Genomic DNA, 22,874 nt, shown 5'->3' with positions numbered 1-22,874 from the left:
TACCCTTAATGGATAAAATGAAGCTGCACCGCATGGAGTATTACGGTTACCACGGAGTGTTTGAAGAGGAACGGAAGCTCGGCCAGCGTTATTATATCGACCTTGAGCTGGAGCTTGATTTGCAGGGAGCAGGGCTCAGCGATGATCTGGAGCAGACCGTGAATTATGCTGAAGTTCATGTTGAAGTCAAAAAAATTGTCGAAACCCAGTCCTTTAAGCTGATTGAAGCTTTGGCGGAACGTATTGCATCCGGGTTACTGGACACTTATACTGTTATCAATGCAGTAACGGTCCAGGTGACCAAGCCGCATCCTCCCTTTGATATTCATTTTCAGGGAGTCACTGTAGAATTGCGCCGGACGAGAAAGTGAGACAGACTGATGAACATACCTTCCACCTCTGAGGCATCAGAGGCTTATATTGCTTTAGGGGCTAACCTGGGTGACCGTCAAGGCACGTTGAGAGAAGCCCTGCACCGGCTGGAGCATCACGACAAGATTGAAGTTGTGCGCACTTCCCGGGTCTACGAGACGGAGCCTGTCGGCTATCTGGATCAGCCTCAGTTTCTTAACATGGCGGCTGTTCTGCGCACCACACTGGCACCGGAGGATCTGCTTCATGTGATGCTGGACACGGAGAACCAGCTCGGCCGGGTCCGGGATGTGCGGTATGGACCGAGAACGGTAGATTTGGATTTGTTGTGGGTAGAAGGGCTGACCCTGGACACGCCGGATCTGACGCTGCCTCATCCGAGGATGCTGGAGCGGGCGTTTGTCCTTCTGCCGCTAAGCGATATTCTTTCGCCGAACGAAGAGACTTCCGGATTCCGCAGACTAATTACAACAGCGCTGCAAGACATAGACGGAAAGGCAGGAATTCGCCTGTGGACAACAAACGTATGGGAAGACGGGTCAGAGCATTCCGGAAGCTGAAGGGCTATACTCAGCAGGAACTGGCGGATTCTGTCGGAATATCACTTGCTGTGCTTGGTGCAGTGGAGCGGGGCAACAGACGTTTGGAAGATCAAATTTTAAATAAAATTGCGGACTTTCTGGAAGTGACAGTAGAGGAATTGGCCCATCCGGCACCATAAGACCGGGCTGAACGTTACAAATTGAGGTAGGGAAGTGATGGGGCCATGCTGAAGATTGGTGATATTGAATTGAAGAATCAGGTCGTGCTGGCGCCTATGGCTGGCGTATGTAACCCGGCATTTCGTCTGATTGCCAAGGAATTCGGGACTGGCCTGGTCTGTGCGGAGATGGTCAGCGGCAAGGCGATCGTACATGGCAACCAGCGCACGCGTGAGATGCTGTTTGTCGATGAACGTGAGAAACCGCTGAGTCTGCAGATTTTTGGCGGGGACCGGGAATCGCTGGTGGATGCCGCGAGAATTGTCGACAAAGAAACCAATGCCGATATCATCGACATTAATATGGGCTGCCCGGTGCCGAAGGTGACCAAATGCGATGCCGGAGCACGCTGGCTGCTGAATCCGGACAAAATCTATGAGATGGTATCCGCAGTAGTCGAGGCCGTGGACAAACCGGTCACCGTGAAGATGCGGATCGGCTGGGACAACGAGCATATCTTCGTTGAAGAGAATGCGCGTGCGGTGGAACGGGCCGGCGGAGCGGCCGTCAGCGTACATGGGCGGACCCGCGAGCAGCTCTATACAGGACGCGCCGACTGGAATTATATCCGTATGGCTAAAGAGGCAGTATCCATTCCGGTGATTGGCAATGGCGATGTGAATACGCCGGAGGATGCGCGGGCAATGCTGGACCAGACCGGCTGTGACGGTGTAATGATCGGGCGTGGCGCACTGGGAAACCCGTGGATGCTGTACCGGACGATTCAATATTTGGATAGCGGTGTGCTGATGCCGGAGCCTGGCGCAGAAGAGAAGATTAAGGTGGCAATTCTTCATATGGACCGCCTGATTGCTCTTAAGGGTGAAGCGGTAGCTGTCCGCGAGATGCGCAAGCACCTGGCCTGGTATTTGAAGGGCTTTAAGGCGGCGGCCCGCGTGAAGGACGTTATTATGGAAGAAACGAAACGTGATGAGATGGTGCGGATTTTGAATGATTTTGTCGGTCAGCTTAAGCAGGATGAGGAGCAGAATAACGCGGATAGCGCGCTTTTCGCCGTATGAGCCTCACATAATCCTGGGACTAAGCCCCGTTCCTGTGCGCTTTATTGAGTATCGCTAAACATTATATGGGGCGTCATTGACATTTTGTAGCGGTTCCAATATAATTTCACAGTATAAAATCGCCGTTACAGCAGGAGCAATGGTGAAGGAGGGTTCTGATCCCTCCGGATTCGCATATAGTATGGTGTTTTCAATAAATGTATACGACAGGAGAATCGGTTGAGATGAGCGATAAAGAAGTCATCCTTACACCGGACGGACTTAAGCGTCTGGAAGAAGAACTGGAGACCCTCAAATCCGTGAAACGCCGCGAGGTAGCGGAACGTATCAAAGTGGCCATCGGCTACGGTGATATCAGTGAGAACTCGGAGTATGAAGACGCGAAGAATGAACAGGCTTTTATTGAAGGACGGGTTCTTACTTTGGAGAAGATGCTCCGCAATGCCCGTATCATTAATAGCGATGAGATCGTGACAGATGTGGTAAGCATCGGGGTAACGGTGAACGTTGAGGATATGGAGTATGGCGACATTATGGAGTACACCATCGTGGGTACTGCCGAATCCGATCCGCTGAACAACAAAATTTCCAATGAGAGCCCTGTAGGCAGAGCGATCATCGGCAAGAAGATTGGTACGATTGTAGATGTTAGTGTCCCTGCAGGCGTCATTCAATATAAAATTCTTGATATCAAAATGAAGTAAGAAGGTTCCGAAGCTTCCTTAGGGAAGCTTTTTTCAAAAGATAAATATGGGTGAACACATACAGCTTATATTTTGTACCGGAACGGACTGTCCTCAAGATCGGGGCGGAGCCGTTTCTTCTTTTGTATAGTGAGTAAGAGAGGATGAAGAACATGACGGAAGAAATCAACAACGTCGAAGCTACAGAGAATGAATTAAGTGAATTGCTGCAGATCCGCCGGGGCAAGCTGGACGAGCTCCGCGCACTCGGGATCGATCCGTTCGGCAAGAAATATGAGCGTACCGCTGCTGCTGGCGATCTTCTGGCCAAATACGACGGGCAAACCAAGGAAGAGCTGGACGAGCTGGCGCTGGAGGTCAGTGTGGCCGGGCGAATTATGGCGAAACGGGTCATGGGCAAGGCAAGCTTTTCTCATATCCAGGACCTTAGCGGCAAAATCCAGATCTATGTGCGCCAGGACAGTATCCCTGAGTCACAATACGCAGCCTTTACTATTCTTGATCTGGGCGATATCGTCGGTATCCGGGGAACCCTGTTCAAGACAAAGACCGGCGAAACCTCTATTAAAGTGGATAACCTTGAGGTGCTGTCCAAGTCCCTGCTTCCGCTGCCTGAGAAGTATCATGGTCTGAAGGATGTAGAACTCCGCTACCGTCAGCGTTATGTGGATCTGATCATTAACCCTGAGGTACAGCAGACCTTCATCATGCGTTCACGGATTATCCAGTCGATGCGCCGTTATCTGGACTCACTGGGCTACTTAGAGGTGGAGACGCCAACCCTGCATGCCATCGCAGGCGGAGCAGCGGCCCGACCATTCATTACCCACCACAATACGCTGGATATGCAGCTGTATATGCGGATTGCCATTGAACTGCACCTGAAGCGTCTAATCGTCGGCGGTCTGGAGAAAGTCTATGAGATTGGCCGTGTATACCGTAATGAAGGTATTTCAACACGCCATAATCCGGAATTCACAATGATCGAGCTGTATGAAGCGTATGCGGATTACAAGGACATTATGCATCTGACAGAGAGCCTGATCGCTCATATTGCCCAGGAGGTACTTGGCTCCCAGGTAATTAATTATCAGGGACAGGAAGTGGATCTGTCTCCAGGCTGGCGCCGCGTGACTATGGTGGATGCCGTTAAGGAAGTAACCGGGGTGGACTTCGGTGTTCAGATGACGGATGAAGAAGCACAGGCTCTGGCTAAGGAACACCGGGTTCCGGTGGAGAAGCATATGACCTTTGGACATATCCTCAATGCGTTCTTCGAGCAGTTTGTGGAAGAGACGCTGATTCAGCCAACCTTCGTAATGGGACATCCTGTAGAGATCTCACCGCTTGCTAAAAAGAATGAAGAGGACCCGCGCTTCACCGACCGGTTCGAGCTGTTCATTGTAGCCCGCGAGCATGCCAATGCGTTCAGCGAGCTTAATGATCCGATTGACCAGCGCCAGCGCTTCGAAGCACAGATTCACGAGAAAGAGCAGGGCAATGATGAAGCCCATGAGATGGATGATGATTTCATCCGTGCTCTGGAGTACGGCATGCCGCCAACAGGGGGCCTTGGAATCGGTGTAGACCGTCTGATCATGCTGCTGACCAATTCAGCGTCTATCCGTGATGTACTGCTGTTCCCGCATATGCGTAATAAAGACTAAGGGTTTCTCTTAGTCCGACCCGGATAACTAAGAGAGCTGCTCAGGCAGTTCTCTTGGCATCGGGGGATTAAATGCTCTGGTCAAATGATTTAGAAATAATGCTTGCAATGAATCTCTATCCGTGATATATTCTATTTCTGGCCGCGAAACATCAACGCCGAGCTCGAAAAGAACTTAAAAAAGAGCTTGCATTGATCGGTCGGATGTGATATATTATAAGAGTTGCTGGTGACGCGGTGAGCGGCACTAACAACGAGCTTGATCTTTGAAAACTGAACAACGAGTGAGTATCTGGAAATCACTTCGGTGAGATCCAAAAATGAGAATGTAAATTCTCGTCAGATGTTTCAAAATGAGCAATCGCTCTTTCTAAATACCAATTTGGAGAGTTTGATCCTGGCTCAGGACGAACGCTGGCGGCGTGCCTAATACATGCAAGTCGAGCGGAGTTTGAGAGGAAGCTTGCTTCCTTTCAAACTTAGCGGCGGACGGGTGAGTAACACGTAGGCAACCTGCCCTCAAGCCTGGGATAACTACCGGAAACGGTAGCTAATACCGGATAATTTCTTTCTTCTCCTGAGGAGAGAATGAAAGGCGGAGCAATCTGCTGCTTGGGGATGGGCCTGCGGCGCATTAGCTAGTTGGTGGGGTAACGGCCCACCAAGGCGACGATGCGTAGCCGACCTGAGAGGGTGAACGGCCACACTGGGACTGAGACACGGCCCAGACTCCTACGGGAGGCAGCAGTAGGGAATCTTCCGCAATGGGCGCAAGCCTGACGGAGCAACGCCGCGTGAGTGATGAAGGTTTTCGGATCGTAAAGCTCTGTTGCCAGGGAAGAACGTCCGGTAGAGTAACTGCTACCGGAGTGACGGTACCTGAGAAGAAAGCCCCGGCTAACTACGTGCCAGCAGCCGCGGTAATACGTAGGGGGCAAGCGTTGTCCGGAATTATTGGGCGTAAAGCGCGCGCAGGCGGTTATTTAAGTCTGGTGTTTAAACCTTGGGCTCAACCTGAGGTCGCACTGGAAACTGGGTGACTTGAGTACAGAAGAGGAAAGTGGAATTCCACGTGTAGCGGTGAAATGCGTAGATATGTGGAGGAACACCAGTGGCGAAGGCGACTTTCTGGGCTGTAACTGACGCTGAGGCGCGAAAGCGTGGGGAGCAAACAGGATTAGATACCCTGGTAGTCCACGCCGTAAACGATGAGTGCTAGGTGTTAGGGGTTTCGATACCCTTGGTGCCGAAGTTAACACAGTAAGCACTCCGCCTGGGGAGTACGGTCGCAAGACTGAAACTCAAAGGAATTGACGGGGACCCGCACAAGCAGTGGAGTATGTGGTTTAATTCGAAGCAACGCGAAGAACCTTACCAGGTCTTGACATCCAACTAACGAAGCAGAGATGCATCAGGTGCCCTTCGGGGAAAGTTGAGACAGGTGGTGCATGGTTGTCGTCAGCTCGTGTCGTGAGATGTTGGGTTAAGTCCCGCAACGAGCGCAACCCTTGACTTTAGTTGCCAGCAGGTAAGGCTGGGCACTCTAGAGTGACTGCCGGTGACAAACCGGAGGAAGGTGGGGATGACGTCAAATCATCATGCCCCTTATGACCTGGGCTACACACGTACTACAATGGCCGGTACAACGGGAAGCGAAGCCGCGAGGTGGAGCCAATCCCAGCAAAGCCGGTCTCAGTTCGGATTGCAGGCTGCAACTCGCCTGCATGAAGTCGGAATTGCTAGTAATCGCGGATCAGCATGCCGCGGTGAATACGTTCCCGGGTCTTGTACACACCGCCCGTCACACCACGAGAGTTTACAACACCCGAAGTCGGTGGGGTAACCCGCAAGGGAGCCAGCCGCCGAAGGTGGGGTAGATGATTGGGGTGAAGTCGTAACAAGGTAGCCGTATCGGAAGGTGCGGCTGGATCACCTCCTTTCTATGGAGAATCGTCTTCTGCAATGAAGACATTCAAATCGGAAGTTTAACTTCCAAACCAATCAGGTTTAGGCCTGTTACTCACTCGTTGGTCAGTTTTGAGAGTTTAAGCTCTCATCTTTACCTTTGATCCTTGAAAACTGGATACCGAAACGAATTTGCGTTTTAGAACATTCCTTTAAGCTGAACTTGTGTAAACAAGTTTTGAATTAATGGCGATGCTACGATGATCTTGATGGAAATACAGACGTTGAAGAAATTCATTGTCCGATAGTTTCCTGACGGAAAAATCGAGGTTAAGCTACTAAGAGCACACGGAGGATGCCTAGGCGCCAGGAGCCGACGAAGGACGTGGCGAACAACGAAACTGCCTCGGGGAGCTGTAAGCAAGCTTTGATCCGGGGGTGTCCGAATGGGGAAACCCAGCTGTGGTAATTCGCAGTTACTCGTATCTGAATACATAGGATACGCAGAGGCAGACCAGGGGAACTGAAACATCTAAGTACCCTGAGGAAGAGAAAACAATAGTGATTCCGTCAGTAGCGGCGAGCGAACGCGGAACAGCCTAAACCAAGAGGCTTGCCTCTTGGGGTTGTGGGACGTCTCACATGGAGTTACAAAGGAATATGGTAGGCGAAGAGGTCTGGAAAGGCCCGCGATAGAGGTAAAAGCCCTGTAGCCGAAATGGTATTCTCTCCGAGACGGATCCCGAGTAGTGCGGGGCACGTGAAACCCCGTATGAATCCAGCAGGACCATCTGCTAAGGCTAAATACTACCTGGCGACCGATAGTGAAACAGTACCGTGAGGGAAAGGTGAAAAGCACCCCGGAAGGGGAGTGAAATAGAACCTGAAACCGTGTGCTTACAAAAAGTCAGAGCCCTTTTTATGGGTGATGGCGTGCCTTTTGTAGAATGAACCGGCGAGTTACGTTTAACATGCAAGGTTAAGGTGAGAAGCCGGAGCCGCAGCGAAAGCGAGTCTGAATAGGGCGACTTAAGTATGTGGACGTAGACCCGAAACCGTGTGATCTACCCCTGTCCAGGGTGAAGGTGCGGTAACACGCACTGGAGGCCCGAACCCACGCATGTTGAAAAATGCGGGGATGAGGTGGGGGTAGCGGAGAAATTCCAATCGAACTCGGAGATAGCTGGTTCTCCCCGAAATAGCTTTAGGGCTAGCCTCGGTGAATGGAGTGGTGGAGGTAGAGCACTGATTGGGTGCGGGGCCCGCAAGGGTTACCAAGCTCAGTCAAACTCCGAATGCCATTTACTTCTTGCCGGGAGTCAGACAGTGAGTGCTAAGATCCATTGTCAAAAGGGAAACAGCCCAGACCATCAGCTAAGGTCCCCAAGTGTGTGTTAAGTGGGAAAGGATGTGGAGTTGCACAGACAACCAGGATGTTGGCTTAGAAGCAGCCACCATTGAAAGAGTGCGTAATAGCTCACTGGTCGAGTGACTCTGCGCCGAAAATGTAACGGGGCTAAACACACCACCGAAGCTATGGCTAGATACTTTGTATCTGGGGTAGGGGAGCGTTGTATATACGTTGAAGGTGTACCGTAAGGAGCGCTGGAGAGTATACAAGTGAGAATGCCGGTATGAGTAACGAAAAGATCAGTGAGAATCTGATCCGCCGAAAGCCCAAGGTTTCCTGAGGAAGGCTCGTCCGCTCAGGGTAAGTCGGGACCTAAGGCGAGGCCGAAAGGCGTAGTCGAAGGACAACAGTTTGAAATTACTGTACCACCGTAATCCGCTATGAGCGATGGGGTGACGCAGGAGGGTAGTGACGCGGACTGATGGATGTCCGTCTAAGCAGTGAGGCTGGTGTGTAGGCAAATCCGCACACCGTAAGGCTGGGCTGTGATGGGGAGCGAAAATTACAGTAGCGAAGGTCATGATCTCACACTGCCAAGAAAAGCCTCTAGTCAGGAGAAGGTGCCCGTACCGCAAACCGACACAGGTAGGCGAGAAGAGAATTCTAAGGCGCGCGGAAGAACTCTCGTTAAGGAACTCGGCAAAATGACCCCGTAACTTCGGGAGAAGGGGTGCCTCGGTAGGGTGAATAGCCCGAGGGGGCCGCAGTGAAAAGGCCCAAGCGACTGTTTAGCAAAAACACAGGTCTGTGCGAAGCCGTAAGGCGAAGTATACGGGCTGACGCCTGCCCGGTGCTGGAAGGTTAAGGGGAGCGGTTAGGACTTAGTCCGAAGCTGTGAACCGAAGCCCCAGTAAACGGCGGCCGTAACTATAACGGTCCTAAGGTAGCGAAATTCCTTGTCAGGTAAATTCTGACCCGCACGAATGGCGTAACGACTTGGGCGCTGTCTCAACGAGAGATCCGGTGAAATTTTAATACCTGTGAAGATGCAGGTTACCCGCGACAAGACGGAAAGACCCCATGGAGCTTTACTGCAGCTTGATATTGAATTTGGGTACGATCTGTACAGGATAGGTGGGAGCCGTGGAGGCAGGAGCGCAAGCTTCTGCGGAGGCGCCGTTGGGATACCACCCTGATCGTATCTAGGTTCTAACCTAGTGCCCTTATCGGGTACGGGGACCGTGTCAGGCGGGCAGTTTGACTGGGGCGGTCGCCTCCTAAAGAGTAACGGAGGCGTTCAAAGGTTCCCTCAGAATGGTTGGAAATCATTCGCAGAGTGCAAAGGCATAAGGGAGCTTGACTGCGAGACCTACAAGTCGAGCAGGGACGAAAGTCGGACTTAGTGATCCGGTGGTACCGCATGGAAGGGCCATCGCTCAACGGATAAAAGCTACCCTGGGGATAACAGGCTTATCTCCCCCAAGAGTCCACATCGACGGGGAGGTTTGGCACCTCGATGTCGGCTCATCGCATCCTGGGGCTGAAGTAGGTCCCAAGGGTTGGGCTGTTCGCCCATTAAAGCGGTACGCGAGCTGGGTTCAGAACGTCGTGAGACAGTTCGGTCCCTATCTGTCGTGGGCGCAGGAAATTTGAGAGGAGCTGTCCTTAGTACGAGAGGACCGGGATGGACGTACCGCTGGTGCATCAGTTGTTCCGCCAGGAGCATGGCTGAGTAGCTACGTACGGACGGGATAAGCGCTGAAAGCATCTAAGCGTGAAGCCCCCCTCAAGATGAGATTTCCCAATTAGTAAGACCCCTTGAAGACGACGAGGTAGATAGGTTGGAGGTGGAAGTGCAGCAATGCATGGAGCTGACCAATACTAATCGGTCGAGGGCTTATCCAAAAGCTACCCCAAAAAGTGAAGATGACGCTGACGAAGCGGATTCCGAGTACTTTCCGGGGGCCCCGTAAGAAGGGCAAACACAAATTCGTTTCGGATTCAGTTTTCAGGAATCAAATTCCTGAAGCATTTACGCTGTAAATGCCCGTTTGGTGGCGATAGCGGAGGGGTTCCACACGTACCCATCCCGAACACGACCGTTAAGCCCTCCAGCGCCGATGGTACTTGGACCGAAGGGTCCTGGGAGAGTAGGACGTTGCCAAGCACGTAAGACCACTGTTGAAATCTCAACAGTGGTCTTTTTGTATTTTCGGTGATGCCGCCGAAATTCGCTCAATTGTCCACTGGACACGGACTTTAGTCCAAGAATTCGCTTACTGGAGGGCGGATAGCCTAATCCCTTCACAGAGCGGTGTAATATTCTTGACAGGCCAAATACCCTTTGCTAAGATAGCTCTAATATATTTTTGGACAAGCCTCTCAAACCTTAACAGAAGACACAATTATGTATAACTCCCAGGCCACTACCGCTGTCTATCGGGTATGGACTTGACGCAGGAGTTTCTTTATTCATAAGTTGGCGGGCGGGTAGAGAAAAGAATTTAGAGGAGGAATGACCCAGGTGTGGGAAGATAAGTTTGGTAAAGAGGGATTCACTTTTGATGATGTGCTGCTGGTTCCGCGTAAATCCGAGGTATTACCTAAGGAAGTGGATCTAACCACTGTACTCAGCAAGAATGTGAAGCTGAATATCCCTTTGATGAGTGCAGGTATGGACACAGTCACAGAAGCCGCTATGGCGATTGCTATCGCCCGTGAGGGCGGGATCGGCATTATTCATAAGAATATGTCCGTAGAGCAGCAGGCAGAAGAGGTAGACCGTGTGAAGCGCTCGGAGAGCGGGGTTATTACCAATCCTTTCTCACTTACGCCGGACCACTGGGTATCCGATGCTGAAGTCCTGATGGGCAAATACCGTATCTCAGGTGTGCCTATCGTAGATGAAGAGGGCAAGCTTGTCGGTATTCTGACGAACCGCGATCTGCGTTTTATCCATGATTTCAATATTCAGATCAAAGAAGTGATGACTCATGAGAATCTCGTTACAGCTGCTGTAGGTACCACTCTTCAAGAGGCGAAGGGCATTCTGCAGCGTCACAAGATTGAGAAGCTGCCGCTGGTAGACGAGCATAATATTCTTAAAGGTCTCATTACTATTAAAGATATAGAGAAAGCCATCCAGTTCCCTAACGGTGCCAAGGATGCCCACGGACGTCTGCTGGTTGGAGCAGCAATCGGGATCTCCAAGGATACGCTGGAGCGGACAGAAGCATTGGTAAAAGCCGGTGTGGACCTGATTACTGTGGATTCCGCACATGGCCATCACATCAATATTATCGATGCGGTGCGTAAGCTGCGCGAGACTTATCCTGATCTGACGATCGTAGCCGGTAATGTGGCTACAGGTGAAGCTACCCGCGAATTGATTGAAGCAGGAGCTTCCGTAATCAAGGTGGGTATTGGCCCGGGATCTATCTGTACTACCCGCGTAATTGCCGGAATCGGCGTTCCGCAGGTTACCGCGATCTACGATTGTGCGACAGTAGCCCGTGAATACGGCATTCCGGTGATTGCAGACGGAGGAATTAAGTACTCTGGTGAGATTACCAAAGCCATCGCCGCTGGTGCTGCTGCAGTCATGATGGGAAGCCTGTTCGCTGGCACGGAAGAAAGTCCCGGAGAGTCGGAAATCTATCAGGGACGTAAGTATAAGGTATACCGCGGCATGGGCAGCATGAGCGCCATGAAGCAAGGCAGTAAAGACCGTTACTTCCAGGATGATGATAAGAAGCTTGTACCGGAAGGCATTGAGGGCCGTGTAGCCTTTAAAGGGCCATTGTCTGACACGGTTCACCAATTGATTGGCGGACTGCGCTCCGGTATGGGCTATTGCGGAACGAAGACATTAGAAGAGCTGCGCAATGATACCTCGTTCATCCGGATCACTGGAGCAGGCCTGCGTGAGAGTCATCCTCATGATGTACAGATCACCAAGGAAGCTCCGAACTATTCCCTATAAGCCGGGAAGACTCGCCTATTTTGTTGACAGGCAGGACTAATTTAGTCCTGCCTGTCTTTTTTTGCAGGTACCCCTGTGTTAGAATAGAACAAGCACTGATCTGAGGATTAAAGGAGAGTTAATCATTGAAGGCCAAGCGAAAACTAAGCAGTAAGCAAATTGTGATTAAGACTGTGGCAGCAGGTCTGCTTTTAAATATGTTGGCATTTCCTGCGGCTTCTGCGATGGCAGAGGCAGTGAATAAACCGGCTACCACAGAGGCTGGAACCAAGGCGGCGGCTACCCCTGCCAAAACGGCAGTAGCCAAGATTCCAACCGTGGAATCCCTAGGACTGAAATTGAAATCTGCAGTATTGATTGAACCTACTACAGGTGAAGTTCTGCTCTCGCTTAATGCGGACCAGCCTATGCCTCCGGCAAGTATGACGAAGATGATGACAGAATACCTTGTAACAGAAGCGGTGAATAGCGGCAAGATTTCCTGGGATCAGAAGGTCATTATACAGGAGAATGCGTCCAAGCAGATCGGCTCACGTATTTTTTTGGCAGCGGGCGATGAACATACGGTTAAAGAACTCTACATAGCGATGGCGGTAGGCTCTGCCAATGATGCTACAGTTGCTCTGGCTGAACTGGTATCCGGCTCGGAGCAGCAGTTTGTGACCCAGATGAATGAGACCGCACAGAAGATGGGGATGAAGACGGCTTATTTCATTAATTCCACCGGTCTGGACCGGAAGGACATGCCTGCCAAATACCGGCCTGAAGAGGACCGTGAGACGGTAATGTCTGCAATGGATGCAGCGATTCTCGCCAAGTATATTGTTACGGACCATCCTGAGTTTACAGATTTTACGACAATTCAATCGTATAAATTCCGTGAGCGTGATTCCAAGCCGATGATTAACTACAACTGGATGCTGGAAGCCAATAAGGATATCCCCAATTTCAAGGCTTACGCTTATCCAGGACTGGACGGATTGAAGACCGGACATACGACCAACGCCGGTAACTGCTTCACCGGTACTGCGGTGCGTGACGGCATGCGTCTAATTAGCGTAGTAATGGGAGCGGACTCCGAGGCCCACCGTTTCACCGAAACGAAGAAGGTGCTGGATTTCGGCTTTAATAATTTTGAGATTAAGCAGGTAGTTGCACCTAAGGCCGTGATTGCCGGCACTGAGACTGTGCCTGTGCTGAAGGGCAAGAATAAAGAGGTATCCGTAGTGACGGATGCTGGTGTAACGTTCATGGTTCCTAAGGGTACTGTATCGCCGCAGATCAAGACTACTGTGGTCACGAATGATCCGGCTACGCTAGTCGCTCCGATTGCCGGAGCCAGCAAGGTAGGTAAGGTCACGTACTCCTATAAGATTGAAGGAATGTCTCAGACACAAGAGAAGACGGTGAACCTGATTACTGCCGAGGAAGCGGAGAAGGCGGGCTGGTTCAAGCTGCTGCTGAGAGCCATCGGTGATTTTTTCGGTGATCTGTTCAAAGGAATTAAAAACCTGTTCTAGCCTCACAGGGGCACTGGCCCCGGCTTCACGACAAAATCCCAGTAAATAGGTTGTGTATATTACAGCCTTGCGGTAAAATTACATGTTAGATTAGGTTAGATCTAACGGGAGGCGTAGATATGGAAACAGGAACTTCGCGAGTCAAAAGAGGCATGGCAGAAATGCAAAAAGGCGGCGTCATTATGGACGTCATGAATGCAGAGCAGGCGAAAATTGCTGAGGCCGCGGGCGCAGTTGCCGTTATGGCCCTGGAGCGTGTACCTTCCGATATCCGCGCTGCGGGTGGTGTCGCACGTATGGCTGATCCTACTATTGTAGAAGAGGTCATCAAGGTAGTAAGTATTCCTGTGATGGCCAAAGCGCGGATCGGCCACTATGTGGAAGCCAAGGTTCTCGAATCTTTGGGTGTAGACTATCTCGATGAGAGTGAAGTGCTTACTCCTGCCGATGAAGTGTTCCATATCAATAAACGCGAATTCACGGTTCCTTTTGTATGCGGAGCCAAGGATCTTGGGGAAGCGCTGCGCCGGATTGGCGAAGGAGCCTCTATGATCCGTACCAAAGGTGAGCCGGGAACCGGCAACATCGTGGAAGCGGTCCGCCATATGCGCCACATCAACAGCCAGATCCGCAAGGTGACTGGGCTGTCGCCTGATGAGCTATATCATGAAGCTAAGACGCTGGGTGTTCCTTATGAGCTGCTGCTGGAGGTTCACGAGCTGGGCAAGCTGCCTGTCGTTAACTTCGCAGCCGGTGGTGTAGCTACGCCTGCCGATGCCGCACTCATGATGCATCTGGGTGCTGACGGGGTGTTTGTCGGCTCGGGCATTTTCAAATCGGACAATCCTGAGAAGTTCGCCCGTGCCATCGTCGAAGCGACAACTCACTTCACGGATTACAAGTTGATCGCTGAAGTGTCCAAGAATCTGGGCGCTCCGATGAAGGGTATTGATATCGCCACGTTGTCCCCGGCTGAGCGCATGTCGGAACGCGGCCGTTAATAGAGAGAAGGCTTCCGGATGAGAATTGGAGTATTGGCGCTTCAGGGCGCTGTAACAGAGCATATTGCCAGTATTGAGAAGACCGGCGCGCAGGGCCTGCCCATTAAGCGGGTTGAGGAGCTGGACGGGGTAGACGGCTTGATTATTCCCGGCGGCGAGAGTACAACAATCGGGAAGTTAATGCGCAAATACGGCTTTATTGAAGCGATCCGTGCGTTCGCGGATCAAGGCAAGCCTATTTTCGGCACCTGCGCCGGTATGATCGTGCTGGCGAAGCGGATTGCCGGAGACGAAGCAGGTCATCTGGAGCTGATGGATATTACCGTGGCCAGGAATGCCTTTGGCCGCCAGCGGGAAAGCTTTGAATGTGACCTGGAGATTAAGGGGATTGCTGACCCGGTGCGGGCGGTATTTATCCGCGCTCCGCTTATTGAAGAGGTGGGCCCGGATATCGAGGTGCTGACCCTCTATAAGGATGAGATTGTAACCGCGCGTCAAGGCCATCTGCTGGCCTGCTCTTTTCACCCGGAATTGACTGATGATTACAGGCTGCATCAATATTTTGCCGACATGGTAGAGGACAGTATGACAGCCAATCTATAGAACTGCATATAAGGACATCTTGACTCTTTCAAAGCTGCAAACAAAACAGCATTTTGAAAGAGTTTGGGCTGTTTTCAGGAGGGAAACTTTGTGTTAGATGTTAAAGTATTGCGCAGCGATTATGCAAGAGTAGAAGAGGCACTGAATAAAAGAGGAAAGTCGCTGGAGTTGATATCCGGCTTCCCGGCGCTGGATCAGCGCCGCCGTGAGCTGCTCCAGGAAACTGAAGGGCTCAAGAACCGCCGGAACACTGTATCCGGAGACGTAGCCAAGAAGAAGAAGAATGGTGAGCCTGCTGATGATCTGATCGCAGAGATGCGAACGGTATCTGACCGGATAAAGGAATTGGATGATGAGGTGCGTGAGCTTGAGGTCAAGATTGATGAGCTGACGATGAGCATCCCGAATATTCCGCATGAATCGGTGCCTGTGGGCACCTCCGAAGCAGACAATGTTGAAGTGCGCCGCTGGTCAGAGCCTACAGAGCTTGGATTCACTCCAAAATCTCATTGGGAGCTGGCACAGCAGCTGGATATCATTGATTTTGAGGCAGCGGCGAAGGTTACGGGCTCCCGGTTTGTCTTCTATAAAGGATTGGGTGCCAGACTGGAGCGTGCCCTGATCAATTTCATGATGGACCTGCACAGCGGGGAACATAATTATGAAGAGATGCTGCCGCCTTATATTGTTAATAAGGACAGCCTCTATGGAACAGGGCAGCTGCCCAAATTCGAAGAGGACCTGTTCAAGCTGCGGGATACAGAGTATTATCTGATTCCTACGGCCGAAGTGCCTGTGACGAACTATTACCGTGAAGAGATTATGACGGCTGGTGATCTGCCGAAGTATCATGTAGCCTACAGCTCTTGCTTCCGTTCTGAGGCAGGTTCTGCCGGACGCGATACCCGTGGTCTGATCCGCCAGCATCAGTTCAACAAGGTGGAGCTGGTGAAGCTGGCCAGCCCGGAGAGTTCCTATGAGGAGCTGGAGAAGATGACAGCCGACGCTGAGCGCGTGCTGCAGCTTCTGGGGCTGCCCTACCGCGTTCTGCTGCTCTGTACGGCGGATATGGGATTCACCTCTGCCAAGACGTATGACCTTGAGGTATGGCTGCCTGAGAGCGGCATGTACCGTGAGATCTCCTCATGCTCCAACACCGAGGACTTCCAGGCGCGACGGGCCAATATCCGTTACCGCAAGGACCCGAAGGCTAAGCCTGAATTCGTGCATACGCTGAATGGCTCTGCGTTGGCTGTAGGACGTACCGTAGCAGCTATTCTGGAGAATTACCAGCAGGAGGACGGAAGTGTGCTGATTCCGGAATGCCTGCAGCCGTATATGCGTAATGTGAAATCCATTTCTGCAAAAACAGCTCAATAATAATAGTTGCATATTATTTGCGGGGCGTGGTATAATTCCTAATGCATGTGAAATTTCAATGCATTGGAGAGGTACCGAAGCGGTCATAACGGGGCGGTCTTGAAAACCGTTAGGGTGCAAGCCCACATGGGTTCGAATCCCATCCTCTCCGCCATTCCTTTACATCTAAATAAGTGCAGATAGAAGCCGTTCTCTCACGAGGACGGTTTTTTTGTATCCGCTAAGGTCTCTTTTTCACCGGAAGCTGTTCCAGCGGGAATAAAAATCCGGCTTTCTCCGCAATGTATTAGAGAAGGAGGCTGATGATAAAGATGGACCGACAATTGCAAGTAGATCAGCAGAGTCTGGTGTCTGCCTGGCAGGAGCGGCTGCCCGAACTGATGGAGAATGGAGATAGCTTCAGTGTGCAGGGGGATGCGGCCAACCAGAACAGTCTGCTTATTCATTTCAATGCAGCGGGACGGCAGGGGTATTCGCTGGATTTCCGCTGTACCTATGTGGATAGCCGCGAGGTTGCTGTAGATCTGCTTGACGCCGAGCAGGCCGGGGTGCATGCGGATGAACAGCTGGATGCTGTTCAGCTGTTGGCGCAGCAGTATACGAGACAGATTCATGAATGTGCCCAAGCCCTTCAGGGCTTAACCAATCCATAGGAGGCTAATCCAATGAGCAAACCCAAGAGCATGCCTGTACCCGGCGTACAGCAGGACAATCAGGGACCCCGCAAGGAGCACCATTCTTCAGGTCCGGCGCCGTTATCCGGGTCTAAAAAGGTGAAGCAGGCCAACCATGTGGACCATCATAATCCGCAGGGTTAAATACAATTTTAAATGAAAATGAAGAGAAATGTTTCTCATAATTGCCAAATGGTTTATCATTAGGGAGGGGAAAGAATTTTTTTACATGGGAGAGGAGAAAAATAATGAACAAAAAGTGGGGGTTATCCGCTGCTGCGTTACTGTTAACTGCTGCAGTAATTCTGCCGGGATGTGCAAAGAAAGAGGAGCCTAAGGAGGCTCTGACTTCAGCTGCAGCCAAAGCTACAGCTATGACATCTTACGAAATGAAGACAAAATTAGTTATTAATGATCTGTCGATAGACACAGGTACCAATGAAGCAGATGCTTCAACGGGCCAGATGCTCAGCATGCTTAAGAACGCCGAGCTTACCATCGATGGAGTCTACCAGGCAGAGCCGATGCAGACAGAAATGACAACTGTTCTGAATCTGAAAGGGGACATGGCTATGTCCTTCACAGTTCCAATGGTGATGACCGGACAGAAGCTGTATGTCAAAATACCTTCGATTCCGTTCCTGCCGATCCCTGAGACGATCGTTAACAAATTCGTAGAGCTGGATCTGAAGCAGCTGGCTGAAGAGCAGGGGGCTGAATTCAATCCTGCACAGATGGATGCACAGAAGGTGCAGAAGCTGTCGAATGAAGTGATGAATACCTTGCTTGGTGAATACGATCAAGCCAAGTATTTCAATGATATCAAACCGAAGGATGCAAACCTGCCTGAAGGCGTAGAAGCCAAGCAGGTAGTTCAATTCCAGGTTACCAACGATAACGTCAAAGAGGCACTCACCATTCTGGTGAACAACGCTATGCCGAAGATTATTGATATTCTGGGCAAAGAAGAATACAAGGATCTGCTGCAGGTTGAGCCTGCCAAGCTGGCCGAAGCCAAGGAACAGCTTCAATCCAGTGAAGCCCGTGCAGAGTTCGACAAGAGCCTGGCTGATCTGAACAAGCACCTCACTATTAACCAGTTCCATCTGAATACCGCAGTCAACAAAGATGATTATCCGGTATACCAGGATATGCTCATGAACATCAAGGTTAGTGATCCTGACAAGGGTGAGAATGTTACCTTATCAATGAATGCAAGCAACCAATACAGCAAGATCAATGAGAAGCAGACCTTCAAGATTGGCATTCCGCAAGGCGATGATGTCATCACTCTGGAAGAGCTGCAGCAGCAGTTCGGGAACACAGGTACGAGTACTTATTAATACCATAGTTCCGCAAGCTAAAGACCCGTATGAGCGATTTCCGCTTATACGGGTTTTTAGCTTGCACATATGAAGGTTAAGGGGATTGCTGTTCCTCTGGCAGGAACTCCTCAGCCAGAATGGCGTAGGTGCGGTGATCCTGCCATTCGCCGTTGATCCGGATGAAGCGGCGTGCAATTCCTTCAGCCTGGAAGCCGTTCTTCTCCAGCACTCTGCGTGAACCGGTATTATGAGGCAGGATAGCAGCCTGTACCCTGTGAAGCCCCAGGGAGCGGAAGGCGTACCCGAGGATCAGGTGCACAGCAGCGCTGGTATGTCCTTGCCCTTGCTGCTCATGATCGATCAGATAGCCGATATCGCAGAATTGTCCGACTCCCCTCACTACGTTAGAGATCGTAATCTGGCCGATCAGCTCTCCGCTGAGCAGATAAATGCCGAACATATACGCCCGGTCCAGCCGGGCTTCCAGGATACGCTGGTTAATTAGCTGATGCTGGCTCTCCAGGGTGAAGTAATCTTCATCACGCAGGGGTTCGAATTGCTGGTGCGCGGTACGGTTGCGCAGACGAAGGCTTAGCAGCTCCTCAGCATCATTAAGCTCCAGCAGCGAGAGATAGATCCCCTGTGCGTTGTTATACAGCTTGTAGGACATCTCGTATTCTCCTTATAAGTATAATATGTTAATGGACTTTCTAGAGCTTCGCAGGCCGCTTCCGCAGCTTGCGAAAGAAGGAGGTCAGCATCTCCGCGCACTCCTCCTGCATCACGCCCTGGATGACCTCTGTGCGGTGGTTAAAGCGTGACTCCTCCAGCAGGTTCATCAGGGTCCCTGCACAGCCGGCCTTGGGGTCTGGCGTGCCATACACGGTAAGCGGCAGCCTGGACTGCACCATCGCCCCTGCACACATGGGACAAGGCTCCAGGGTAACATAGAGCCGGCAATCAAGCAAACGCCAGGAGCCCAGGACTGTACTGGCTTCCCGGATCGCCACCATCTCTGCATGGGCAGTGGAGTCGAGCGTTGTCTCACGCAGATTATATCCGCGGCCAATAATTTGGCCTCCGTGGACGACCACGGCACCAATCGGTACTTCGCCCAAGGCCTCAGCCTTGCGGGCTTCTCCTATCGCTTCTGTCATCCAATGTTCATGAATGGCCCGCTCCTCCGGCGGCAGTTCTTCAAGCCTGGTAATCAAATGCATCTTCCCTTCTTCTATGCCCATTGTCCAACGAACAAATATTCGTTCTTAACAAATTGTGTATAACTCTGTGGATAACGACCGACTTATACACAAAATTGTGCACATCGCGATTTAGCAAAATGTTTATATGTGCATAACCTGTGGATGGTTTCTTACCTATTGTAGAGAAAGTGTCCCGATAATTCAATATCTGCCAGCGCCCGGCTGTAGGGAAAGGCCTTTTCAAATGGAAGGGCAAAAGGTATGATTATGTTGAATGCCCGCTAGGATTTACCAGCGGATAAGAGGTGAACAATACGCTTGTCCATAAAAACGAAACTATCAGCGATTATTTTTGGCTCGGTGCTCTTAATCTTGATGCTTAATCTTACACTCAATCTTTATGCTGCCCGGAATAATCTGCGTAATGAGAGCGTAAGCAACATGAAGATCACTGCGAAGCAGGTTGCCGTATCGGTGGAGCAGAGCGGCTACAGCTCGAATTACGTGCAGGATAAAATTGCCCAGAACCTGCGGTTGACTGCCATTCTGGCGTCCTATGAGCTGGACCCGGATATCAGGAATATTACTAATCAACAATTGAAGGCGCTATCCACCAAGCTGGGGGTGTCGAATATCTCGCTGCTGGTGAAGACTGCGGATGATATTATCGTAGCCAAATCTTCAGATCCTGCAGAGATTGGACTTTCGACCAAGGGCATGGGTTTTTGGTATGTGGCTTTTCTGGAGCTGTTTGCAGGCCAGCGCGTATCTGTCGATCAGGGGCAGTCCCTGGAGAATTTCTGGTCCGGGCCGTTTGAATATTCAACCTCCAATCCGGAGTATATTGATAAATGGGGCTATTATTATGACGGGGCCCGCAATTATATCATAGATCCGTTCGTCCGGAGTACAGCGGTAAGCGATTATGTCAAAATTATGAGTCCTGATGAGATCATCCAGGAATCCAAAGCTGTAAATCCCGGGATTCTGGAGATTACGGGAATTAATCCGAAGACCTTCGGAGCCTCAAGCATGCTGCCTGATGGCACAGATCCCAAGAACACGAAGCTGCGGAACCGTCCTATTCAGTACGGCACCTATTCATATGGCAATATTGCAGAGGACAAGGCGGCTATCCGTGAAGCATTGAATAAGGGCGAGCCGGTAACGTTGGATACGAAGGCGCTGGGTAAAAGAGTGCTCAAAAGCTTTATTCCGATTGAGCGCCCGGGAGCCGCGGATTATGTGATCAGTGTAGTCATGGACTACCAGGCGATCTCCTCGGTCATCCGGGAGCAGCTGTTCAATAATATCACTACCTCGGTGTTGCTGCTGATTATCTTCCTTCTGGCCAGTTATGTCCTGGCCGGTGTAGTTACACGCCCGATTCAGGATATACTGGCTAAGGTCAATGATGTGGCGAAGGGAAAATTTGAGCCTCCGCTTAATGTATCCAGCCGTGATGAGCTTGGACAGCTGGCCCAGCGCATCAATGCGATGACCTCACATCTGCTGCAGCATACGAACCGGCTGGGGCAGACACTGGAGGAGAACCGTGCGGTGAAGGAGCATCTGGAGTCAGTGATTAACGGCACTTCAGATGCCATCCACACCGTGGATATGGAGGGACGGATCATCAGTACGAACAGAGCCTTCGAGGACCTCTATGGATGGGGTGCTGCGGATGCGCTGGTCAAGCCGCCTTATCTGGTTCCTGCCACCGTGCAGCAACAGGAGAGTATACGATTGCAGCAGCTTAAGGACGGAGCATCTCTGTCGCCTGTTGAGACTGTCAGGCTGAAGCGTGACGGCTCCCTGGTAGAGGTCAGCGTCAGCAGCTCGGTTATCCGGGATGAAGAGGGCAACCCGCAGTCGGTTGTCCATGTATCCCGTGACATGACCGAGCGCAACCGGATTGAGGAGCTGCTTAGACGCTCGGAGAAGCTGACTACAGTCGGCCAGCTTGCGGCAGGCGTTGCCCATGAGATCCGCAATCCCTTGACCACCCTGCGGGGCTTCCTGCAGCTTCAGCAGGAGAAGAAGGTTCTCGTTCCGCTGCATATTGATCTGATGCTCTCGGAGCTGGACCGGATCAATATGATTGTCAGTGAGTTCCTGATTCTGGCAAAGCCGCAGGCGGTTCATTTCCAGCAGAGGGATCTGCGGCATATTGTCGGCGATGTCATCTCGCTGCTGGACAGTCAGGCCCACCTGTTCGGTATTGAATTCACCACGCATTTCTCGGGAGTACCCGCCATGGTGCATTGTGAAGAGAATCAGCTGAAGCAGGTATTTATCAATGTGATCAAAAATGCAATAGAAGCGATGCCAGACGGGGGAACGATTACCGTGGAGCAGCAGGAGCAGGCGGATTCTGTCGTTATTGTGATTACAGATGAGGGCGGAGGCGTCCCTGAGGATATGCTGCCTAAGCTGGGGGAGCCGTTCTTTACGAATAAAGAGTCCGGAACCGGGCTTGGCCTAATGGTCAGCCAACGGATCATTCAGGCCCATAAGGGCAGCCTGGAGATTAGAAGCGAGTATGGCCGGGGGGCACAGGTAATCATCAAGCTGCCTGAAGCGAAGGAGCAAGTACCTCCGGCCGGTATGAATATAGAACGGAGTGAAGACGAACATGAGAATCAATAAATTCATCAGTGAGACAGGCTACTGTTCACGCCGTGAAGCAGACAAGCTGGTTGAGGGAGGACGGGTCACCATCAACGGTGAGCCCGCTATGCTGGGCAGCCAGGCAGAAGCCGGGGATATTGTGCTGATTGACGGCCAGCCGCTTCAGACGGGCAGCAGGATCGTGTATATCGCGCTTCATAAGCCGGTGGGCATTACCTCTACCACAGAAGCGCATATTCAAGGCAATATTGTCGATTTCATAGGGCATGAGGAGCGGATATTCCCGATCGGGCGGCTCGACAAGGATTCAGAGGGATTGATTCTGCTGACCAATGACGGTGACATTGTTAACAAAATATTGCGCGCGGAAGGCAAGCATGAGAAGGAATATGTAGTCACTGTAGATCGGCCCGTTACGCCTTCTTTCCTGACCGGTATGTCCACCGGCGTGAGAATTCTGGGCAGCAAGACACTGCTTTGTGAGATTACGCGGATTAGTGAGCGGGTATTCCGTATCGTGCTGACCGAAGGCAAGAACCGGCAAATCCGCCGCATGTGCAGCGCCTTCGGTTATGAAGTGCGGCGGCTGCAGCGTATCCGGGTAATGAATATCCGCCTTGGCGCGCTGAAGACCGGAGAATGGCGGGAGCTGTCTCAAGAGGAGAAGCAAGAGCTGGGAGCTATGCTGAACTATCAGCTGCAATAAGCTGCCGGGAGCGGCGGGCAAACTAAAAGAGCTGTTCTGACGGGCCGGATAGGCCCTTCAGAACAGCTC

General features: G+C 51.4%; 18 protein-coding genes, 1 tRNA gene and 3 rRNA genes. 20 read left to right on the top strand and 2 right to left on the bottom strand.

The genetic code is table 11. From position 1 onward, the window contains the following. The first annotated feature begins 8 nt into the window (after positions 1 to 8). From folB to NST04_RS03145, 18 genes are all read left to right on the top strand, one after another. Complete coding sequence (folB, locus tag NST04_RS03230; protein ID WP_341183136.1) at positions 9 to 371, top strand: dihydroneopterin aldolase; 363 nt, start codon at positions 9 to 11, stop codon at positions 369 to 371. A 9-nt stretch (positions 372 to 380) separates the two neighbouring features. Continuing rightward, on the top strand, positions 381 to 932 hold the full coding sequence (gene folK / locus NST04_RS03225; protein WP_341183135.1) for a 2-amino-4-hydroxy-6-hydroxymethyldihydropteridine diphosphokinase: 552 nt from the start codon (positions 381 to 383) through the stop codon (positions 930 to 932). Further along, positions 884 to 1,093, top strand: a complete 210-nt coding sequence (locus NST04_RS03220; RefSeq protein ID WP_341183134.1) for a helix-turn-helix transcriptional regulator — start codon at positions 884 to 886, stop codon at positions 1,091 to 1,093. Before folK ends, NST04_RS03220 begins: the two co-directional genes overlap by 49 nt. A 45-nt stretch (positions 1,094 to 1,138) precedes the next feature. Next, positions 1,139 to 2,155, top strand: coding sequence for a tRNA dihydrouridine synthase DusB (gene dusB, locus NST04_RS03215; RefSeq protein WP_341183133.1), 1,017 nt, complete (start codon positions 1,139 to 1,141; stop codon positions 2,153 to 2,155). A gap of 224 nt (positions 2,156 to 2,379) precedes the next feature. Then, positions 2,380 to 2,859 carry a transcription elongation factor GreA gene (gene greA, locus NST04_RS03210; RefSeq protein WP_341015412.1) on the top strand — a complete coding sequence of 160 codons (480 nt, stop codon included), beginning with the start codon at positions 2,380 to 2,382 and terminating at the stop codon, positions 2,857 to 2,859. Between the two features lie 152 nt (positions 2,860 to 3,011). Further along, positions 3,012 to 4,526: a lysine--tRNA ligase gene (lysS, locus tag NST04_RS03205; protein ID WP_341183132.1), complete on the top strand. Its 1,515-nt coding sequence runs from the start codon at positions 3,012 to 3,014 to the stop codon at positions 4,524 to 4,526. Between the two features lie 378 nt (positions 4,527 to 4,904). Then, a 16S ribosomal RNA gene (locus NST04_RS03200) occupies positions 4,905 to 6,465 on the top strand. A 293-nt stretch (positions 6,466 to 6,758) separates the two neighbouring features. Further along, positions 6,759 to 9,686: ribosomal RNA gene (locus tag NST04_RS03195) — 23S ribosomal RNA — on the top strand. Between the two features lie 145 nt (positions 9,687 to 9,831). Continuing rightward, positions 9,832 to 9,948 (top strand): 5S ribosomal RNA (gene rrf / locus NST04_RS03190). The 16S, 23S and 5S rRNA genes sit together here, the layout of an rRNA operon. A gap of 357 nt (positions 9,949 to 10,305) precedes the next feature. Further along, on the top strand, positions 10,306 to 11,763 hold the full coding sequence (gene guaB, locus NST04_RS03185) for an IMP dehydrogenase (protein WP_076084859.1): 1,458 nt from the start codon (positions 10,306 to 10,308) through the stop codon (positions 11,761 to 11,763). Between the two features lie 125 nt (positions 11,764 to 11,888). Continuing rightward, the gene (locus tag NST04_RS03180) at positions 11,889 to 13,283 is read left to right on the top strand and encodes a D-alanyl-D-alanine carboxypeptidase family protein (protein ID WP_341183131.1); all 1,395 of its coding nucleotides are present in this window, start codon (positions 11,889 to 11,891) and stop codon (positions 13,281 to 13,283) included. 119 nt (positions 13,284 to 13,402) lie between these two features. Further along, a complete protein-coding gene (pdxS, locus tag NST04_RS03175) occupies positions 13,403 to 14,284 on the top strand; it encodes a pyridoxal 5'-phosphate synthase lyase subunit PdxS (RefSeq protein ID WP_341183130.1) in 882 nt (293 codons plus the stop codon). A gap of 18 nt (positions 14,285 to 14,302) precedes the next feature. Further along, the gene (gene pdxT / locus NST04_RS03170) at positions 14,303 to 14,887 is read left to right on the top strand and encodes a pyridoxal 5'-phosphate synthase glutaminase subunit PdxT (RefSeq protein WP_341183129.1); all 585 of its coding nucleotides are present in this window, start codon (positions 14,303 to 14,305) and stop codon (positions 14,885 to 14,887) included. 90 nt (positions 14,888 to 14,977) lie between these two features. Continuing rightward, positions 14,978 to 16,267 carry a serine--tRNA ligase gene (serS, locus tag NST04_RS03165; RefSeq protein WP_341183128.1) on the top strand — a complete coding sequence of 430 codons (1,290 nt, stop codon included), beginning with the start codon at positions 14,978 to 14,980 and terminating at the stop codon, positions 16,265 to 16,267. 65 nt (positions 16,268 to 16,332) lie between these two features. Then, positions 16,333 to 16,421, top strand: a tRNA-Ser gene (locus NST04_RS03160). Between the two features lie 157 nt (positions 16,422 to 16,578). Next, positions 16,579 to 16,920, top strand: coding sequence for a hypothetical protein (locus tag NST04_RS03155; protein ID WP_076162064.1), 342 nt, complete (start codon positions 16,579 to 16,581; stop codon positions 16,918 to 16,920). 12 nt (positions 16,921 to 16,932) lie between these two features. Next, complete coding sequence (locus NST04_RS03150; RefSeq protein WP_076162066.1) at positions 16,933 to 17,085, top strand: small acid-soluble spore protein P; 153 nt, start codon at positions 16,933 to 16,935, stop codon at positions 17,083 to 17,085. A gap of 104 nt (positions 17,086 to 17,189) precedes the next feature. Further along, positions 17,190 to 18,284 carry a DUF6612 family protein gene (locus NST04_RS03145; protein ID WP_341183127.1) on the top strand — a complete coding sequence of 365 codons (1,095 nt, stop codon included), beginning with the start codon at positions 17,190 to 17,192 and terminating at the stop codon, positions 18,282 to 18,284. A gap of 76 nt (positions 18,285 to 18,360) precedes the next feature. Here the strand turns inward: NST04_RS03145 and NST04_RS03140 are convergent, their stop codons facing one another. Together NST04_RS03140 and tadA are read right to left on the bottom strand one after the other, a co-directional pair. Then, a complete protein-coding gene (locus NST04_RS03140) occupies positions 18,361 to 18,936 on the bottom strand; it encodes a GNAT family N-acetyltransferase (RefSeq protein WP_341183126.1) in 576 nt (191 codons plus the stop codon). A 40-nt stretch (positions 18,937 to 18,976) separates the two neighbouring features. Then, positions 18,977 to 19,480: a tRNA adenosine(34) deaminase TadA gene (gene tadA, locus NST04_RS03135; protein ID WP_445667867.1), complete on the bottom strand. Its 504-nt coding sequence runs from the start codon at positions 19,478 to 19,480 to the stop codon at positions 18,977 to 18,979. A gap of 429 nt (positions 19,481 to 19,909) precedes the next feature. On the opposite strand from tadA, the gene NST04_RS03130 reads away from it, so the two are divergent. Both NST04_RS03130 and NST04_RS03125 read left to right on the top strand, forming a co-directional pair. Next, positions 19,910 to 22,117, top strand: coding sequence for an ATP-binding protein (locus NST04_RS03130; RefSeq protein ID WP_341183125.1), 2,208 nt, complete (start codon positions 19,910 to 19,912; stop codon positions 22,115 to 22,117). Then, entirely contained in the window at positions 22,104 to 22,805 is a 702-nt protein-coding gene (locus NST04_RS03125) for a pseudouridine synthase (protein ID WP_341183124.1), read from the top strand. Before NST04_RS03130 ends, NST04_RS03125 begins: the two co-directional genes overlap by 14 nt. Positions 22,806 to 22,874 lie beyond the last annotated feature (69 nt).

The sequence above is a fragment of the Paenibacillus sp. FSL H7-0756 genome (genome assembly GCF_038006765.1).
GTDB lineage: Bacteria > Bacillota > Bacilli > Paenibacillales > Paenibacillaceae > Paenibacillus_AQ.
Note: the sequence above shows the minus strand (reverse complement) of the source record. Positions and strands in the feature narration are given on the sequence as shown.

Coding starts and splice junctions, on each gene's coding strand:
- folB (WP_341183136.1), top strand. CDS start 9: ATGGATAAAATGAAGCTGCACCGCATGGAGTATTACGGTTACCACGGA.
- folK (WP_341183135.1), top strand. CDS start 381: ATGAACATACCTTCCACCTCTGAGGCATCAGAGGCTTATATTGCTTTA.
- dusB (WP_341183133.1), top strand. CDS start 1,139: ATGCTGAAGATTGGTGATATTGAATTGAAGAATCAGGTCGTGCTGGCG.
- greA (WP_341015412.1), top strand. CDS start 2,380: ATGAGCGATAAAGAAGTCATCCTTACACCGGACGGACTTAAGCGTCTG.
- lysS (WP_341183132.1), top strand. CDS start 3,012: ATGACGGAAGAAATCAACAACGTCGAAGCTACAGAGAATGAATTAAGT.
- pdxS (WP_341183130.1), top strand. CDS start 13,403: ATGGAAACAGGAACTTCGCGAGTCAAAAGAGGCATGGCAGAAATGCAA.
- pdxT (WP_341183129.1), top strand. CDS start 14,303: ATGAGAATTGGAGTATTGGCGCTTCAGGGCGCTGTAACAGAGCATATT.
- NST04_RS03155 (WP_076162064.1), top strand. CDS start 16,579: ATGGACCGACAATTGCAAGTAGATCAGCAGAGTCTGGTGTCTGCCTGG.
- NST04_RS03150 (WP_076162066.1), top strand. CDS start 16,933: ATGAGCAAACCCAAGAGCATGCCTGTACCCGGCGTACAGCAGGACAAT.
- NST04_RS03145 (WP_341183127.1), top strand. CDS start 17,190: ATGAACAAAAAGTGGGGGTTATCCGCTGCTGCGTTACTGTTAACTGCT.
- NST04_RS03140 (WP_341183126.1), bottom strand. CDS start 18,936: ATGTCCTACAAGCTGTATAACAACGCACAGGGGATCTATCTCTCGCTG.
- NST04_RS03130 (WP_341183125.1), top strand. CDS start 19,910: ATGAAGATCACTGCGAAGCAGGTTGCCGTATCGGTGGAGCAGAGCGGC.
- NST04_RS03125 (WP_341183124.1), top strand. CDS start 22,104: ATGAGAATCAATAAATTCATCAGTGAGACAGGCTACTGTTCACGCCGT.